At 72.7% G+C, this 16863-nt stretch carries 15 protein-coding genes and 1 tRNA gene; 5 read left to right on the forward strand and 11 right to left on the reverse strand.

Annotated elements, in window-relative coordinates:
* Positions 1-97: 97 nt before the first annotated feature.
* The gene (locus tag BLT76_RS24830; RefSeq protein ID WP_090861009.1) at positions 98-1642 is read right to left on the reverse strand and encodes an AMP-binding protein; all 1545 of its coding nucleotides are present in this window, start codon (positions 1640-1642) and stop codon (positions 98-100) included.
* A gap of 135 nt (positions 1643-1777) precedes the next feature.
* On the opposite strand from BLT76_RS24830, the gene BLT76_RS26245 reads away from it, so the two are divergent.
* The 4 genes from BLT76_RS26245 to BLT76_RS24850 are packed head-to-tail and all read left to right on the forward strand — an operon-like array spanning position 1778 to position 4769.
* Positions 1778-2176, forward strand: a complete 399-nt coding sequence (locus BLT76_RS26245) for a hypothetical protein (protein ID WP_090861010.1) — start codon at positions 1778-1780, stop codon at positions 2174-2176.
* The gene (locus BLT76_RS24840) at positions 2127-3668 is read left to right on the forward strand and encodes a sensor histidine kinase (RefSeq protein WP_090861011.1); all 1542 of its coding nucleotides are present in this window, start codon (positions 2127-2129) and stop codon (positions 3666-3668) included. Before BLT76_RS26245 ends, BLT76_RS24840 begins: the two co-directional genes overlap by 50 nt.
* Positions 3653-4330: a response regulator transcription factor gene (locus BLT76_RS24845; RefSeq protein ID WP_090861012.1), complete on the forward strand. Its 678-nt coding sequence runs from the start codon at positions 3653-3655 to the stop codon at positions 4328-4330. The genes BLT76_RS24840 and BLT76_RS24845 overlap by 16 nt, the downstream gene beginning before the upstream one ends.
* Before the next feature lie 49 nt (positions 4331-4379).
* On the forward strand, positions 4380-4769 hold the full coding sequence (locus BLT76_RS24850) for a VOC family protein (RefSeq protein ID WP_090861013.1): 390 nt from the start codon (positions 4380-4382) through the stop codon (positions 4767-4769).
* 7 nt (positions 4770-4776) lie between these two features.
* On the opposite strand, the gene BLT76_RS24855 is transcribed toward BLT76_RS24850, so the two are convergent.
* The 7 genes from BLT76_RS24855 to BLT76_RS24885 all read right to left on the reverse strand — a co-directional run bounded on the left by BLT76_RS24855 (position 4777) and on the right by BLT76_RS24885 (position 12931).
* Positions 4777-5667, reverse strand: coding sequence for a serine/threonine-protein kinase (locus BLT76_RS24855; protein ID WP_090861014.1), 891 nt, complete (start codon positions 5665-5667; stop codon positions 4777-4779).
* Positions 5668-5693: 26 nt separating this feature from the next.
* Entirely contained in the window at positions 5694-6119 is a 426-nt protein-coding gene (locus tag BLT76_RS24860; protein ID WP_090861015.1) for a hypothetical protein, read from the reverse strand.
* 113 nt (positions 6120-6232) lie between these two features.
* Positions 6233-7168 carry a lysophospholipid acyltransferase family protein gene (locus BLT76_RS24865; protein WP_090861016.1) on the reverse strand — a complete coding sequence of 312 codons (936 nt, stop codon included), beginning with the start codon at positions 7166-7168 and terminating at the stop codon, positions 6233-6235.
* Entirely contained in the window at positions 7165-8745 is a 1581-nt protein-coding gene (gene larAH, locus BLT76_RS24870) for an NPN-dependent hydroxyacid isomerase, LarAH14/15/16 family (RefSeq protein ID WP_090861017.1), read from the reverse strand. Before larAH ends, BLT76_RS24865 begins: the two co-directional genes overlap by 4 nt.
* Positions 8742-9929 carry a zinc-dependent alcohol dehydrogenase gene (locus BLT76_RS24875; protein WP_090861035.1) on the reverse strand — a complete coding sequence of 396 codons (1188 nt, stop codon included), beginning with the start codon at positions 9927-9929 and terminating at the stop codon, positions 8742-8744. Before BLT76_RS24875 ends, larAH begins: the two co-directional genes overlap by 4 nt.
* A 2-nt stretch (positions 9930-9931) precedes the next feature.
* A complete protein-coding gene (locus tag BLT76_RS24880) occupies positions 9932-12217 on the reverse strand; it encodes an HAD-IB family hydrolase (RefSeq protein ID WP_244509567.1) in 2286 nt (761 codons plus the stop codon).
* Positions 12218-12232: 15 nt separating this feature from the next.
* The gene (locus tag BLT76_RS24885; protein WP_244509568.1) at positions 12233-12931 is read right to left on the reverse strand and encodes a DNA alkylation repair protein; all 699 of its coding nucleotides are present in this window, start codon (positions 12929-12931) and stop codon (positions 12233-12235) included.
* A gap of 220 nt (positions 12932-13151) precedes the next feature.
* Here BLT76_RS24885 and BLT76_RS24890 point away from each other — a divergent pair, with 220 nt between their 5' ends.
* Positions 13152-14495 carry an aminotransferase class V-fold PLP-dependent enzyme gene (locus BLT76_RS24890; RefSeq protein ID WP_244509569.1) on the forward strand — a complete coding sequence of 448 codons (1344 nt, stop codon included), beginning with the start codon at positions 13152-13154 and terminating at the stop codon, positions 14493-14495.
* A 16-nt stretch (positions 14496-14511) separates the two neighbouring features.
* Here BLT76_RS24890 and BLT76_RS24895 read toward each other — a convergent pair.
* The 3 genes from BLT76_RS24895 to BLT76_RS24905 form a co-directional block, all read right to left on the reverse strand.
* Positions 14512-14586, reverse strand: a tRNA-Val gene (locus BLT76_RS24895).
* Between the two features lie 181 nt (positions 14587-14767).
* Entirely contained in the window at positions 14768-15235 is a 468-nt protein-coding gene (locus tag BLT76_RS24900; RefSeq protein ID WP_090861019.1) for a peroxiredoxin, read from the reverse strand.
* Positions 15232-16863 (reverse strand): AMP-binding protein, encoded by a 1632-nt coding sequence (locus BLT76_RS24905; RefSeq protein WP_244509570.1) that lies wholly within the window; start codon positions 16861-16863, stop codon positions 15232-15234. Before BLT76_RS24905 ends, BLT76_RS24900 begins: the two co-directional genes overlap by 4 nt.

Raw genomic sequence — 16863 nt, forward strand, 5'->3', positions numbered from 1 at the left:
ACGAGGGGCGCGCTTTCGATGGTCGAGTAGCCCCGAGGCACGAGGGGCGCGCTTTCGATGGTCGAGTAGCCCCGAGGCACGAGGGGCGTATCGAGACCTAGTTGACCTGTCGCTCCCGCCCCTCCCAGTACGGCGCCCGCAGCTTGAACTTCTGCAGCTTCCCGGTCGCCGTCCGGGCGAGCTCGTCGCGGATCTCGACCGAGGTCGGGGCCTTGTAGCCGGCGGCGCGCTCCTTGCACCAGGCGATCAGCTCGGCCTCGGTGGCGCTCTCCCCGTCAGCCAGGACGACGAGCGCCTTGATGGTCTCGCCCCACTTGTCGCTGGGCACGCCGATGACGGCGACCTCGGCGACGGCGGGGTGGCTGAACAGGACGTCCTCGACCTCGATCGACGAGACGTTCTCGCCGCCCGTGATGATGACGTCCTTCTTGCGGTCGCTGATCGTGAGGTAGCCGTCGTTGCCGATCGTGCCGCCGTCGCCGGTGTGGAACCAGCCGTCCCGCAGCGCGGTCGCCGACTCCTCGGGCTGCTCCCAGTAGCCCTCCAGCACGACGTTGGACCGGGCCAGCACCTCCCCGGCGTTCTCCTCGTCCTCCGAGATCGCCAGGTGTACGCCGAGCGCGGGCGCGCCGGCCCGTACCAGCCGGCCGGCCCGCTCCTCGGCGGACAGGTCGTCCCACTCGGCCCGGGTGCGGTTGACCGTGAGCAGCGGCGAGGTCTCGGTCAGGCCGTAGATCTGGATGAACTCCCAGCCCAGCTCCTCCTCGACCCGCGCGACCGTCTTCGTGGGCGGCGGAGCGCCGGCCATGATGATCCGCACCCGGTCGCGGCCGGGGATCTCGCCCTCCCACGACTGCGCCGCCTCCAGCACCGCGGCCGCCACTGCCGGCGCCGCGCACATGACGGTCACGCCGTGGTCGCGCACCCGGCGCAGGATCTCGGCGCCGTCGATCTTGCGGATCACCACCTGCTTCACGCCCAGGCCGGTCATGGCGAAGGGCATCCCCCAGCCGTTGGCGTGGAACATCGGCAGGGTGTGCAGGTAGACGTCGCGGTCGGTGACCCCGGCGTGCAGGCCGAAGGTGACGGCGTTGACCCAGATGTTGCGGTGCGTGATCTGCACGCCCTTGGGCCGCGCGGTCGTACCGGAGGTGTAGTTGATGCAGGCGGTGGCGTTCTCGTCCGGCTCCCAGCCGCGCGGCTCGATCCCCTCCTCGGCGTAGATCAGCGAGTCGTCGCCGATCACGAACCGGTGCTCGGCCGTCACGTCGGCCAGCGACTCGTCGAGCTCGGGGTCGACCAGCAGCACCCGCGCACCGGAGTGCTCGACGATGTAGCGGACCTCGTCCGGGCGGAGCCGGAAGTTCACCGGCACCAGCACCCGACCCGAGCCGGAGACGCCGAAGAACGACGTCAGCAGCCGGCTGCTGTTGTGGCTGACCACCGCCACCCGCTCGCCGACGTCGATCCCGAGCTCGTCCAGCCGGGCCGCCTGGCGGCGGGCCAGGGCCCCGATCTCGGCGTAGGTCAGCTCGCCCTGCGAGGGGGCCGGCTGATCCGGCTCGTCCACGGCGCCCACGCGCTCGCCGTAGACCTGCACGGCGCGGTCGATGAAGTCGGACACGCTGAACGGGACGATCACGGTGGTGCCTCCTGGACGGGCGGGCAGTGACGCACGCCACTCTAGGCACGACCGGGTTGCGACGGGGTTGCCCCATGAGAGTCCTCTCATGACGCTCTCACTCGTGCCCCACGATCAGGCAGGATCGTCTCTGTCATGAGCCCGGTCTGGAAGGTCCTCCTCGCCCTCGGCCTCGTCCTGCCCGTCGGGGCGTTCGTCGTCGGGTCGCTCGCGTCGTCGTCCGCCGACGAGCCCGCCCCGCGCGATCCGATCGTGATCACCGAGCCGAGTCCCACCCCCGACCCGACCACCAGCGGACCGACGCCCAGCACCTCGCCGACTCCGACCCGGTCGCCGAGCCCGACCCGCACGCGCGGCAGCGACGACGTCGAGGTGGTCGTCCCCGAGCCCGGCGAGGTCCGCGACAACTCCGGGCACGGCAACGCCGACGACCGCGGCGACGACCGGGACGACGACCACCGCGGACCCGGCGGTGGTGACGACGATGACGACGACGATGACGACGACCGCGGCGACGGGGACGACGACGACTGAGCCCGCGCCCGCGACCCGGGACGCCCGACCGCTGCGGTCGGGCGTCTCGGTCCGCGTGCGCATCACGGCGACGGTCGCGGCCCTCGTCCTGGTCGCGCTGGGAGCGGCCGGCACGATCGTCTACGTCATCGAGTCCCAGCGGCTGGAGCGGCAGACCGCGGAGGCGGTCGACCAGGAGCTGGACGAGTTCGGTGTCCTCACGGACGAGGGGATCGACCCCGGCACCGGCGAGCCCTTCGAGAGCCTGCAGGCCCTGCAGCGGCTCTTCATGCAGCGCAACGTGCCCGACGACGACGAGCTGCTGCTCGGCTTCAACGAGAGCCGCATGCTGGTCTTCCCGGACGACCCCCTCGCCGAGGACGCGGCGTTCCTCGCCGAGGTACGACCCCTCGTGTCCACCGGCGGGAGCCGTCGCCTCGACACCCCGCAGGGAGAGGTCCTGGTCACGTCCCAGCCGATCACCCAGGGCGACGACACCGGCGCCCTGATGGTGGTCGTCTACCTCGCCGAGGACCGGGCCGAGCTGCACGACACGATGCGCACCTACGCAACCGTGGCCGGTCTGTCGCTGCTCCTGGTCACGGCGGCCGCCTTCTGGCAGTCCGGCCGGCTGCTGGCGCCGCTGCGCACGCTCCGCGAGACCGCGGAGGAGATCGGCGAGACCGACCTGTCCCGCCGGATCCCAACCTCCGGCAACGACGACATCACCGCGCTCACCCACACGGTCAACGGCATGCTCGACCGGCTCGAGCACGCCTTCACCGGCCAGCGGCAGTTCCTCGACGACGCCGGGCACGAGCTGAAGACCCCGCTGACGGTGCTCCGCGGCCACCTCGAGCTGCTCGACACCGGCAGCCCCGCCGAGGTCGAGGAGACCAGGGCCCTGCTGCTCGACGAGGTGGACCGGATGTCGCGCCTGGTCGGCGACCTGATCCTGCTGGCCAAGAGCGACCGGCCCGACTTCGTGACCCTCGCCGACGTCGAGCTGGCGCCCCTGACCGAGGACACCTTCGCCAAGGCCCGCGCGCTCGGCGACCGCGACTGGCAGCTCGACGCCGCCGCCGACGCCACCGTCCAGGCCGACGCGCAGCGGATCGCCCAGGCCCTGCTCCAGCTCGCCGACAACGCCGTCAAGCACACCGCCCCCGGCGACACCGTCGCGCTCGGCTCGTCGTACGACGACGGCGTGGCGCGGCTCTGGGTGCGCGACACAGGCTCGGGCGTACCGGCCGCCGACCGCACGAAGATCTTCGAGCGCTTCGGACGCTCCGCCGTACCCGACGGGGACGAGGGGTTCGGCCTCGGCCTGTCCATCGTCAGGGCGATCGTCGACGCCCACGACGGCACCGTCACGGTCGAGGACGCCGACCCGCCCGGCGCCCGGTTCGTGATCGCCCTCCCGGCCCGGCCGGCCTCCGGCACCACCACCCTGACCTTCCGCCCCCTGCAGGACCGACCGACCCCCGAGGAGAACCTGTGGCCCGCATCCTGATCGTCGAGGACGAGGCGAGGATCGCCTCCTTCGTGGCGAAGGGCCTGCGCGCGGAGGGCCACCTGGCCACGATCGCCGGCGACGGCCCGACCGGCCTCGACCACGCCCTGAGCGGCGACTTCGACCTGATGGTCCTCGACATCGGGCTGCCCGGGATGGACGGCTTCGAGCTGCTCGACCAGCTGCGCTCCCAGGGCTCGCGGATGCCGGTCATCGTGCTGACCGCCCGGGACTCGGTGACCGACACGGTCTCCGCACTGGAGGGCGGCGCCGACGACTACATGCCCAAGCCGTTCCGCTTCGCCGAGCTGATCGCCCGGATCCGGCTCCGGCTGCGGCAGTCGCAGCCGGGCGACGGCGGCGCGGCGGCCCGCGACGAGGTCCTGGAGGCGGCCGGCGTACGCCTCGACGTGCGCACCCGGCGGGCCACCGTCGGCGACAAGCAGGTCGACCTGTCGGCCCGGGAGTTCACGCTGGCGGAGATCTTCATGCTCAACGCCGGCCGGGTCCTCTCGCGCGAGCAGCTCCTCGACCACGTGTGGGGCTTCGACTTCGACCCCGGCTCCAACGTCGTCGACGTCTACGTCGGCTACCTGCGCCGCAAGTTCGGCGCCGACTCCATCGCGACCGTCCGCGGCATGGGCTACCGCTTCAACACCTGACCCCCTCGTCGAGCCGGGCGAGCCGCGCGGCCCTGGGACGATCGGTCCCATGACGACGCCGACCTTCGCCCTCACCCGCCTGCACCACGTCCAGCTCGCGATCCCGGCGGGCGGGGAGCAGGCCTGCCGGGCCTTCTGGGGCGGGGTGCTCGGCATGGACGAGCTCGAGAAGCCGCCGGTCCTGGCCGCCCGTGGCGGCTGCTGGTTCCGGGGTGGCGGACTCGAGGTGCACCTGGGGATCGAGGCGGACTTCGTGCCGGCCCGCAAGGCGCACCCGGGGATCCTGGCGACCGACCTGCGCGGACTGGCGCGGACGCTCACCGCCGCGGGGATCGAGGTCACCTGGGACGGGGAGTTCCCCGGGCACGACCGCTTCTACGCGGCCGACCCGTTCGGCAACCGGCTGGAGTTCCTGGAGCCCCGGGACGACCTCGGCTGATCCGGCATCAGCGGACCTTGAAGCCGGCGAGGCGGGCCCGGGGCTGGCGGGCCAGGACGGGCTCCAGGGCCTCGGCGACCTCGTGCGGGAGCGGCCGGTTCTCGGGCCGCTTCTCCAGGCCGGCGTACAGGATCTTGACGACCTCGTCCGGCACCCGGTCGGGCAGCTCGTACGGCGCGTCGACCAGCTGCGGGTAGCGGACCCGGACGTCGTCGGCGTCCAGGTCGCCGTCGTCGAAAGCGCGGTAGCCGGCGACCGCCTCGAAGAGCGTGGCGCACAGGCCCCAGACGTCGCTGGCGTGGCCGGGCTCGCCCGTCGTCGGCGGGTCGCACTGCTCCGGCGACAGGTAGCGGTCGGTCCCGATCGGCACCCGCAGCGCGGCGGCGTCCTCGAGCCGCCGGGCGACCGACAGGTCGATCAGCCGGGCCGGGGCGCCCATGATGACGTTGCTCGGCTTGATGTCGAGGTGCGTCCAGCCGAGGTGGCGCAGGTAGTGCAGCGCGCTGGCCAGCTCGATCGCGAGCGGCACGTACTGCTGCTCCTGCAGCGGCCCGTAGCGCCGGACCAGCGACGACAGCCGGGGGCCGTCGATCTGCTCCAGGACGACGTGCGGGCGCTCGCCGTCGAGCCGGTGCCGCAGCCCTCGGACGACGACCGGGTGGTTGACCGTGGCCAGCGCCTCCACCTCGCGGCGCAGGCCGCGCAGGCTGGAGTCGTCCGCGACCAGGCTCGGCCGGACGACCTTCACCACCACGGGGGCGTAGGTGATGTCGTCGAAGGCCAGGTAGGCCTCGTACGACGATCCGCCCCCGAGCAGCTTCACGGCCGTCAGGTCGTCGGTGATCGGGTCACCCTCGGCGAACTGCCAGGTGTCCGGCGCGGTGTCGGTGCTGCCCATCGGTCGACCTCCCGGTCCGTCGTCGCTCAGCGGCGGGTGTCGTTGCGGGACCGGTCGTTGGTCTGGTTCGCGCTGCGGTCGCGCGTGCGGGTGCCGCCGTCGCGGGTCCAGTCGCGGGTCTTGTCGCTGCGGCTGAGGTCGCGGTCGCGGCTGACCTTGGTAAATCGGCTGTTGGTGTGGTCGCGCGTGGAGCGGCTGTTGCCGGTGTTCGTGTCGCCGCCGCGGGTGCGGGTCCGGGTGTTCCCGTTGGTCCGCGTGTTCGTGTCGTCGTTGCGGCCGAACGTGTCGTCGTCATCGTCGTCGTCGACGGCCACCACGACGTCCGGGCTGTCGTCCTTGCGCTGGAACGCGGCGTCGTCGTCGGCGGCGGAGACCGGGGTCGAGAAGGCGATGAGCCCCGTGGTGACGGCGCCCGCGATGGCGAGCGTGCTGATGGAGACGAGCTTCTTCATGAGATGTCCTCTCGTCGGGGCCTGTGCCCGAGCTGTGTGCTTGACGAGAGGAACTCTGCTCACCCGGGGTGAGGGGTCCGTGAGCCGATCATGAGAGGGCTCTCACCCGAGGCTCAGCGCCGCCAGGCGGCCAGCCGCCGGCCGGACGGCTCCTCGGCGACCTGCGGCGACTCGGTCTGGGCCCAGACCCGGCGCCAGGCGGCGACCTGCGGCCCGGACGGGTCGGGGGTCGTGCCGGCCGACGCGCGCTGGCGGGACTCCCACCAGGTGGTCGCGTCCTCGTCGAGCAGCCGGGCGACCGCGTCCTTGATCCGGGGCGCGAAGTCGCGCACCGACTCCCCCTCGGCGGGCCGCAGTGGCTCGCCGAACCGGATCGTCAGCTGGCGCCGACCGGGGTTGGGCCAGCCGGCGCCCCGGGGCATCGCGGCGAAGGTCCCGCGGTGCGCGACCGGGATCACCGGGACGTCGTACTCGTGGGCGAGGAAGGCCGCGCCCATCCGGAACTTGCCCATCCAGCCGTCCTGCGAGCGGGTGCCCTCGGGGAAGATGACCAGGCTCCAACCATCGGCGAGCACCTCGCCGGGCGTGGTGGCCATCGCGCCGCCGCGGCGGTCGATCGGGAAGGTGTTGAACAGCAGCGAGGAGCCGACCGCACGCCACCAGGTGTCGAAGAAGTAGTCGGCCGCCGCCGCCACCGCCGTACGACGGCGCCACTCGTCGGGCAGCGACAGCAGGATCAGCGGCGTGTCCAGGTGGGAGGCGTGGTTGGCCGCGAAGATGACCGGGCCGTCGATCCGGTCGAGCACGTCGAGCCCCTCGACCCGGGTGCGGACCTGGGAGCGGAACAGCGGCTCCAGACCGCCCTTCTGCGCCACCTCGCGCGCCGCGATCGCCGGCCGCTTGCGCGACCAGTCGGACGGGAAGACCGTCGACCGGGCGGGCAGGACGTACTCCTCCGCCGAGCGCGGCACCATCGAGCGCCGGCCCCAGCGCCAGCCCCGCGAGACCGTGCGGACGTCGTCGACGGTCCCCTTGAGGAAGCCGCTCATCGCACGTCCGCGAGCAGGTGCGGCGGGTTGTGCAGGTAGGTGATCGACGGCGACGAGCCGACGGTCCCCGAGGCCATCTCCAGCGCGTCCTGCAGCGTCGTCGCCGCGCGGAAGCCGAGCCGCGAGGCGACCTTGCGGTCGGCCCCCACCCAGATGACCTCGTCGACGTGGTCCATCGCGTGCGCCGCCCAGTACCACATGTAGAACGGGTGCACTCCGTGGTAGGCGTGCGAGGTGCGGTAGAGGTGGCGGTACCACTCGTCCTCGGCGAACTGCTTCTCGTACTTCGCGCTGATGACCGCCGGGTCGGTCGACTCGGCGAGCACCTCCTCGTAGAAGTCGACGTACGACGGGTGGTGCAGCTGGTTGAAGCCCTCGTTGAGCGGGTGGTAGAGGATCACCGCGCCGCCCTTCCGCACGACCGGCTGGTGGCGGTAGGAGTTGAAGTAGTAGCCCAGGCCCATGCAGGTGGCGAGGATCGGGTTCATCGAGCTGTTGACGTTGTAGGGGCCGAGGTAGGGCACCCCGAGCACCAGCACGTCGGACTGCCCCTGCACCTCGACCAGCTGCTGGCGGTGCACCCGCTCCAGGGTCTGCTCGTGCACGGCCTCGACCTCGCCGGCACTGATCCCCGTCAGGCCGTACGGCGCCCGCAGGTCGTGGAACAGCTTGTGCCGCAGCTTCTGCGGCGCGACCGACAGCCCGCGCTTCATCGCCAGCATCGAGGCCTGGTCGCGCACCGACCACTCCCACTCGCGCTTCATGAGGAAGTCGTAGGGCTTGCCGAAGACGTTGTTGTCGAGCGTCGTTTCGATCTGGAACACCTTGACGGTGTCCTTGATGATCCGCCCGATGCGCCACGCGGAGTGGTGCATGGCCGACTTCTTGTGGTCCATGAAGGACCGCGAGTGGACCATGGTCTGCGGGTTGTGGTGGTGGCGCAGCGACTTGTACGACGCCAGGCCGATGCCGACCGACTTGTGCCCGCCGTCCATCGCGACCAGGTTGACGTTGACGTAGACGAGCAGGTCGGACTCGGCGGCCCGCTTGCTGATCTCGATGTCCTCGCCCTGCTCGGTGGTGCCGAGGTGGGCGAGGTTGTCGCGGTCCTCGGCGTCGAAGTTGTAGAGCTGGCCCTGCGGGAAGAACGACCGGAAGACCCGCTCCCCCACGATGTGCTTCAGCTCGCCGGCCGTCATCCGCCGGTGCAGGGCGTTGGCGGCGACGATCTCGACGTCGTCGACCCCGGCCTCGGCGGCCAGGGTGAGTACGTGCTCGATGATCCGCCCGCGGATGTCGGGGCTCTTCATCGACGGCAGCGGCAGCGACAGGTCGTCGAAGGCGATGGTCAGCCGCATCCCGGAGAACAGCAGCGACGGCAGCGGCTCGGCGTCCACGGGGTGCAGCAGCGCCTCGCGGATCGCCTCGTCGACGTCGGGGACGGTCGGCAGCGACTCGGGCGGGTAGACCACCCGGGTCCCGAGCGGGAAGCTCTCCAGCCGGAAGCCGAGGCCCTCGTGGACGACCAGCGGGGGTGTCCGGTCGTCGACCTCGAGAACGAAACCGGGCCTGCTCATTGGGTGCTCCTCGGGTCGAACGCCACCTTGACCGTCCCCAGACGGCCGGTGGAGTGGGCATGGTCGAGCGCCTCGCGCCAGCGGTGCAGCGGATAGCTGGCGACGGACTTGGACAGCTGGGTGACGGCGTCGTGGGCGACCAGCTCGGTCGCCTTCGCGAACGCGTCGTCGGCGTGGGCCGAGGCGTAGGTGCCGACGATCTCGAGCTCGCGGAACCAAGCCGCGGAGAGGTCGGCGGGGGCGGGCATGCCGGACAGGACCACCCGGCCGCCGGCGCGGGTGGCCTGCAGCGCGGTCTCCAGCGACTGCTTGCTCCCCACGGCGTCGACGGCGACGTCGACCCCGCCGAGGAGGTACGGCGACGAGAACTCGGGCTTCAGCTGGAAGGCCCCCGTCGAGCGGCGCACCCGGCGCAGCACCTCGCGCGGGGCGACCACCTCGGTGGCGCCCAGGGCCAGGGCCAGCTCGCGCTGGTGGCCGTGCTTGGCGACCACGATGATCTCGCCGGCGCCGGTGAGCTCGCGCAGCGCGAAGGTCGCGAACAGCCCGACCGATCCGGCCCCGCTGACCAGCACCCGGTCCCCCGGGCGTACGCCGGCGCGCAGCGCGGTGTGCACGGCGCAGGCCATCGGCTCGATCAGGATCGCCTGCTCGTCGGAGTAGCCCTCGGGGACGACGTGCAGCTGGCTGCGGTGCGCGGTCAGCTGCTGCCCCCAGCCGCCGCCGGTGTCGTGGCAGAAGCCGGTCTGCAGCCCGGCCGAGACGTCGCCGACGGTGATCCGCGAACAGCGGTTGGTCGCCCCGGCCGCGCACCCGTCGCAGGGCTCGACCCCGCGGGCGGCGCAGGTCAGGACCGGGTCGACGACCACGCGGGTCCCGGCGGGGAGGTCCTCGCAGTCCTCGAGCAGCTCGGCGACCACCTCGTGACCGGGCACGAACGGCAGCGACACCAGCGCGGAGAAGTAGAGCGACGTCTGGCCCGACAGCATGCCGAGGTCGGAGCCGCAGATGCCGGACAGCCGGGTCTTCAGCCGCGCCCAGCCCGGCCGGTCGACCACCGGGGCGTCGATCGTGACCAGGCGCAGCGGGGCGGCGTACCCGGAGAGGATCCCGGGCAGCCTGCTGCCGACGGCCTTGCCCGCGACCGTGCGCGGCAGCGAGCGGAACATCTCGAGCGCGAGCATCATCACAGGCCCCCGGCCGGGTCGAGGGAGCGTACCGACGAGCCGGAGCTCTTCCAGTCGACGATCTTCCAGTGGTGCTTGCGCGCGTGACGGAACAGCGTCACGTCGGGTCGTACAGCGACCGGGTTGCCCACCGCCGCCAGCAGCGGCAGGTCGGAGTGGGAGTCGGCGTAGGCGAAGGACGCGGCCATGTCGATGCCGTGCTCGGCGGCGTACGACGCCATCCAGGCCGCCCGCGACTCGCCCACCAGCGGCGACGACGAGAGGTAGCCCGTGCAGATCCCGCGCTCGTCGACGGCCAGCTCCGCTGCCTCGATGTGGTCGAAGAGGGTCCGCAGCGGCCGGGTCAGCGGCCGGATCGCCCCCGTGATCAGCACGGTCCGGTGCCCGGCTCTCCGGTGCTCCCGGATCCGGCGGACCGCGGCCGGTGAGAGCCGGGACAGCACGTGGTCGGTGAGGTGGTCGTCGGCGATCTGGTCGAGGTCGGCGCGACGCGCGCCCTCGTAGTCGCGGTAGACGGTGCGCAGGAACGCGCTCCGCTCCCGGCGCTCGGCCTGCACCAGCGCCGGCACCTTCCCGACGACCCGGCCCAGCTCGGCCAGCCGCTCGGCACCGGACAGCTCGCGCAACCGCACCCACAGGTAGGTCTCGATGACGTTGGACGAGAGCAGCGTCCCGTCCATGTCGAAGAACGCGGCGACCGCCGGCTTCTCAGGCGAGAGTGGCCTGAGGCCCGGCGTGGCGGCCTTGCGCCGCGCGGCCCGGACCTCGTCGAGCCGCCGGATCGGCGCGGTCACCGCCGGACAGTGGATGTCTTGGAGGTAGACCTTCCAGTCGACCACCGAGGTGTCGAAGGCGAACCGCGCCTGGTCGGCCTCCGACAGCGAGCGGAAGAGCGCCAGCGTGTTGCCGTCGTGGAAGCGCAGCTCGGCCTGGGTGTACTCGGCGTAGATGTCGAGGTAGCGGCGCAGGAACTCCAGCCGCCGGCGCTGCTGCTCCAGGCGGCGGGCCAGGTCGCGCGCCCGGTCGCTGCGCGGCGCGTGGGAGATCAGGAAGTCGGCGACCTGGTAGGCCCGCTCCCCCGAGGACAGCACCCGCTCGACGGCGTGCGCACCGGGGAAGCGCCACTCGGGCAGCCGGGTGGCCCCGCGGTCACCGGCCTGGAAGGGGTGCCGGTCGAAGTAGGCCCGAACGTTCTCGTAGAGCTGGTGGAAGGTCAGCGGCTGACGGTCGCCCGACGACACGTGGAAGTACGCCGCCCGCCCGACCTGGGGCGGGTGCGCGAGCACGGCCACGATCGCCGCGACCACGTGGTCGACCGGCACGATGTCGACGATCGTGTCGGCGGCGGCCGGGAACTCGGGCAGCTCGCCGCGTCCGTAGGCCAGGATCAGCGGCTCGGCCATCTTGAAGCCCTCGATCCAGCCCGGGTGGGGCGTCGTGAGGGCGGACTCGATGATGCTTGGCCGCACGATCGAGGCGCGGTGGGTGCGCGCGTGCTCCTCGACCACCCGCTCGCCGAGCGCCTTGGTGAAGGTGTAGCAGTCGGTCCAGCCCAGGCTGCGGGCGCGCTCCGCGCCGGCCGCCACCAGCTCGTTCTTGACCCATTCCTTGCGCGCGGCCTCGGTCGCGGCAGCGGCGGTCAGCGCGCCGGCCCGGCTGTGCGCCTTCTCGGCCTTCTTGCGCTCCGCCGTCAGCACCTCGGCGCTGCGGGAGCGGTCCTCGATGGCGCGGCGCTGGCTCAGGCCCCAGGCCAGCTCGGCCTCGAGGTCGACCTCGAGGTCCACCGGGCCCTCGGGGATGCTGCCCCGGCGGCGGCCGGCGACGTACGCCGTCGAGATGTGGACGTAGTGCAGGTCAGGGCCGGCGTCGCGAACCCGGGCGAGGAGCTCGCGGGTGCCGACCACGTTGGTGCGGAAGCCCTCGTCGACCGGTGGGTCGAAGGAGACGTCACCCGCACAGTGCACGACGGCGTCGAGCCCGGCCGGCAGTTCCGGGGTGTCGGCCAGGTCGCCCTCGAGGACGCCGATGCGCGCCGCCATCAGCGCCTCGATGCCCCCTGAGGCCTCGACGACCTCCGCGAAGATCGGCTTCTTCAGCAACGCGGCGATGCGGGCGGTGCCCCGCGTCGAGCCCTTGGGCCGCACCAGGAGCGTCACCCGGACCCCGGGGACCTCGCTCAGCATCCGGTGCAGCAGCGCCTCGCCGACGAACCCGGTCACCCCGGTCACCAGGACGTGCTGGCCGTCGAGCCGTTCCGCTACCGAAATGTCCGATCCCTCAGCCACCCGCGAGATTCTGCCCTACGCCGGGGACAGGTGCTTCAGGGCCTCGCGGCGCGAGAGACCCGACAGCCGATCACCCAGCCGGGCCACCTCGGCCCGGACCCAGTCGGGATCGGCGCGGGCGTGGTCGCGCAGCGCCCACCCGATCGCCTTGCGCAGCCAGAACGTGCGGTCGTCGACGTTGGCCTCGATCGCCAGCCGCAGGAGGGCGACGTCGACGTCGCCCTTGGCGCCGACCTGGCACATCACCGAGGTACGGCGCAGCCACAGCTCGTCGTCGGTGGCCCACGCCACGAGGACCGGGCGGACGACGTCCGGGTCCGCCCGCAGCGCCTCGCCGACCAGGTGCACGGCGAGCTCGTCCACGTGGTCCCACCACGCGCCGGTGACGATCAGGTGCCGGGCCAGCGGCAGCGCCTCGCCGTCGCGCCAGGGCTTCGCTGCCGGGTGCTGCACGAGCGCGGTGGCGGCGTACCGCTCCTCGCGGAAGGCGGCGTGGTCCCACAGCTCGCGCACCGTGGCCTCCCAGTCCGCCCGTGACCCGGGCGGGTGCTCGGCCAGCAGCGGCCGCAGCAGCTTCCACAGCGCGGGCAGGGTCACGCCCCGGTAGGGCATCACCGACTTCATGTAGGCCTGCTGCCCGACCGCCCGCTCGGGATCCGCCGCCTCGGCCAGCGCGTGCCGGACCCCCTCGACGAGGGCGAGATCGGCCGGCACGGACGTGAAGATAGCGGGCCCCGGGGGCAGGTCCCCCGTGAGAGCTGCCACCGCGGCCCGCTGGTGGTGCTTCGAAGCCATCGCGGGACCGGATGGGAGGTGGTCTCGACCACCTGGTGTCGCCGTTCGCTCGACGACCTCGCCGCGACGTAAAGTTGACTTACTTACTCGACTTTGAGCCGTCAGATCCACGCCAGATCCAGATCCAAGGAGGCGGGCCGTGCCCGACCCGACGTTCCGCGCCCCGCTGCTGCCCCTCGTGGGCGCCGACACCCTCGTGCCCGTCCTTGACGGTCGCCGGATGCGGCAGGCGAACTTCGACGCGGCGGCCAGCGCGCCGGCGCTGCGCGAGGTCGCGGACCGGGTCACCGAGGCCCTCCCCTGGTACGCCAGCGTGCACCGCGGCGCCGGCTACCTCTCCCAGGTCTCGACGGCGCTCTACGAGTCGGCCCGCGAGCGCATCGGCGCGTACGTCGAGGCCCGGCCCGACGACATCGTGGTCATCACCCGCAACACCACCGACGCCACCAACCTCCTCGCGACGGTGACGCCCGGCCCGACCCTCGCGCTGGACCTCGAGCACCACGCCGCGCTGCTGCCGTGGCGCCTCGGCGCGGGCAGCACCGTGCTCACGCCCGCCCCGACGGTCGCCGGCACCCTGGACCTGCTCGACGCCGAGCTCGCGCGCACGCCGTACGCCCTGCTCGTGGTCACCGGCGCCTCCAACGTGACCGGCGAGGCGCTGCCGGTCGACCGGGTGGTCGAGCTCGCCCACCGGCACGGCGCCCGGGTGCTGGTCGACGGCGCCCAGCTGCTCGCCCACCGGCGGCTGTCGCTGGCCGGGAGCGGCGTCGACTACGTCGCCCTGTCGGGCCACAAGCTTTACGCGCCGTTCGGCGCCGGCGCGCTGGTCGGCCGCCGCGACTGGCTCGACGAGGGCCGCCCGCACCTCGCCGGTGGCGGCGCGGTCACCGCGGTCGGCACCGACTCGGTGTCGTGGGCGAGCGCGCCCGCGCGGCACGAGGGCGGCACCCCGAACCTCCTCGGCGCCGTCGCGCTGGCCACGGCCTGCGACGTGCTGGCCGGGGCCGAGCACGCCCTCGACGAGCACGAGCGGGCGCTGCGCGGACGGCTGCTCGCGGGGCTGCGCACCATCCACGGCCTGGAGGTCGTGCGGCTGTGGCCCGAGGCCGGGGAGCCGGTCGGCGTGGTCACCTTCACCGTGCCCGAGGACCCGACCCTGGTCGCCTCGGTGCTGGCCGCCGAGCACGCGGTCGCGCTGCGCGCCGGACGCTTCTGCGCCCACCCGCTCTTCGAGCGGCTCGGCCTCCCGGCCGGCGCCCTCCGCGTGGCCGTCGGCGCCGGCACCAGCAGCGACGACGTCGACCGGCTCGTCGGGGCACTGCGGCAGGTGCTGAGCGAGGGCCCGCGCGGCCGCTACCGCGAGGACGGCGACCGGGCCCTGCTCGACGACCCGCGCCCGCTGCCCGAACTCGCCGGGCTCACCAGCCTCGACGGCTCGACCACGCCGTGCACCGACGTCGACGAGCCGGTGCCGGTCTGAGGCCGGGTGTGCCGGGTGGTGGGCGCAGAGGGGATCGAACCCCCGACCGCCTCGTTGTAAGCGAGGAGCTCTACCGCTGAGCTATACGCCCCGAGCGCGCCACAGACTAGACGAGCCGGAGACGGGCCGCGAAAAGGCCCGGAAATGAGTCGAACCGCTGGCGTCTCGGGTCACCAGCGGTTCAACGAGGACAACGTTAGCGGGCTCCCGCGAACGGGCGGGACGGGTCCGGGTGATTTCCCGGGCCGGTCCAGACCACTTTCCCGCGGGGCTCAGCCCACGGCGTCGCGCAGCTGGCGCAGGTGCTCGTCGAGGTCGCGTCCCTCGGGCATCGCGTTGTGCACCGACCAGCGCAGGTTGCCCTCCCGGTCGACGACGTACGACGACCTCCGCGCCGACCCGGAGCGCTCGTCGAAGACCTCGTAGGCCCGGGCGACGTCGCCGTGCGGCCAGAAGTCGGAGAGCAGCGGGAAGTTCAGCCCGTCGGAGTCCGCGAAGGCCCGCAGCGCGAACATCGGGTCGCAGGAGACCGCCAGCACCTCGGTGTCGAAGGTGAGGAACTCGGCCAGCCGGTCGCGTACCCCCGCCATCTCGCCGGTGCAGACCCCCGAGAACGCGTAGGGGTAGAAGAGGATCGCCACCGCCTTCGTGCCGCGGTACGACGACAGCGTGACGTCCTGGCCGAACTGGTCGCGCAGCGTGAAGTCGGGGGCCGGGCCGCCGAGCTGGAGGCCGGTCACGCGCCCTCCTCCTTGCCCAGCTCACGCTTGAGCACCTTGCCGGTGGCGTTGCGGGGCAGCTCGTCGAGCAGCACGATCTCGCGCGGCACCTTGTAGCGCGCGAGGTTCTCACGCACCCAGTCGCGCAGGTCGTCGGCGGAGACGTCGGTGCCGTCCTTCAGCACGACGTAGGCCTGCAGCCGCTTGCCGTACTCGTCGTCGTCCACTCCGACCGCGGCCACCTCGACGACCGCCGGATGGCGCGCCAGGCAGTCCTCGACCTCCTTGGGGAAGACGTTCTCGCCGCCGGAGACGATCATCTCGTCGTCGCGGCCCTCGACGTAGAGCCGACCGTCGTCGCCGAAGCGGCCGACGTCGCCGGTCGACATCAGCCCGTCGACCATGTCCTTGTGGCCGCCGCCGGTGTAGCCCTCGAAGAGCAGGTTGTTGCCGACGAAGATCCGGCCGGCCTCGCCGTGCGGCAGCTCGTGGCCGTCGTCGTCGAGGATCTTCACGACCGTCGCCCACGGCGGCTTCCCCGCCGAGGACGGCGCCTCGCGCAGGTCGACCGGCGTGGCGATCGAGGCGTAGGCCACCTCGGTCGAGCCGTAGATGTTGTAGAGGTTGTCGCCGAAGTGGTCCATCCAGTCGACGGCCAGGTCGCCGGGCAGCGCGGAGCCGGAGGCGGCCACCACCTTCAGCCGGGGCAGGTCGTAGCGGCCCAGCACGTCCTCGGACAGCCCCAGGATCCGCTGCAGCATCACCGGGATGACCACCAGCGAGTCGCAGTCCTCCTCGGCGGTGAGCCGGAGTGCCTCCTCCGGCTCGAACCTGCGCTTCAGCACCACGGTCGACCCGAGCAGCATCGCGAGCGCGAGGTGGGCGAAGCCCCAGGTGTGGAACAGCGGCGCCGCGATGTGGGTGCGCCAGCCGTAGCGCAGCGGCATCCGGGACAGCAGTGAGATCGCCGCGTCGATGCCGGCCTCGTTGCGGGGTGCGCCCTTGGGCGTGCCGGTGGTGCCGGAGGTCAGGATGACGATCCGCCCGTGCCGTCCGGGCGGGTCCAGGTCGTCGCCGGCTCCGGACGCGATCAGCCCGTCGAGGGTGAGCACGTCGTCGGCCAGGTCGGTCGAGTCGGTCCAGGCCAGCACCCGGGTGCCGGCCTCGGCGTCGGCCAGCAGGCCGGTGAACTCCTCGTCGTGGACGACGACGGTCGGCTGCTCGCGCTCCAGGACGTCGACCAGCTGAGGGCCCGCGAAGGCGGTGTTGAGGTAGAGCACGTCCGCGCCGAGCTTGGCCGCCGCCACCGTCGCCTCGACGAAGCCTCGGTGGTTGCGGCACATCAGGGCGATGCCGTCGCCCTCGCCGACGCCGCGGGTGTGCAGCGCCCGGGCCAGTGCGTTGGAGCGCCGGTGCAGCTCGCCGTACGTCAACGAGCCGCGCTCGTCGAGGATCCCGACCCGGACGGGCTCGCGCAGCGCCAGCGACGCGAAGCCGCCCGCAGGACCGGTCCCCCACGCCCGCACCGTGCCGAGCAGTCGGGCCAGCACCGCCGGTGAGTAGGGCCGGACGATCCCGGACCCGAGCAGCACCCGAGCACCGATCCCGGCCTCGCGGGCGCGGTCCATCACCTTCTGCAGCACAGGCAC

Origin of the sequence: Nocardioides lianchengensis, from assembly GCF_900101465.1 — a bacterium.
GTDB classification, from domain to species: Bacteria; Actinomycetota; Actinomycetes; order Propionibacteriales; family Nocardioidaceae; genus Nocardioides; species Nocardioides lianchengensis.

Bases quoted from the DNA above. Each gene is read 5' to 3' on its own strand.
- larAH (WP_090861017.1), bottom strand. From the start codon at position 8,745: ATGAGCAGGCCCGGTTTCGTTCTCGAGGTCGACGACCGGACACCCCCG.
- BLT76_RS26245 (WP_090861010.1), top strand. From the start codon at position 1,778: ATGAGCCCGGTCTGGAAGGTCCTCCTCGCCCTCGGCCTCGTCCTGCCC.
- BLT76_RS24850 (WP_090861013.1), top strand. From the start codon at position 4,380: ATGACGACGCCGACCTTCGCCCTCACCCGCCTGCACCACGTCCAGCTC.
- BLT76_RS24875 (WP_090861035.1), bottom strand. From the start codon at position 9,929: ATGCTCGCGCTCGAGATGTTCCGCTCGCTGCCGCGCACGGTCGCGGGC.
- BLT76_RS24860 (WP_090861015.1), bottom strand. From the start codon at position 6,119: ATGAAGAAGCTCGTCTCCATCAGCACGCTCGCCATCGCGGGCGCCGTC.
- BLT76_RS24865 (WP_090861016.1), bottom strand. From the start codon at position 7,168: ATGAGCGGCTTCCTCAAGGGGACCGTCGACGACGTCCGCACGGTCTCG.
- BLT76_RS24840 (WP_090861011.1), top strand. From the start codon at position 2,127: ATGACGACGACGATGACGACGACCGCGGCGACGGGGACGACGACGACT.
- BLT76_RS24855 (WP_090861014.1), bottom strand. From the start codon at position 5,667: ATGGGCAGCACCGACACCGCGCCGGACACCTGGCAGTTCGCCGAGGGT.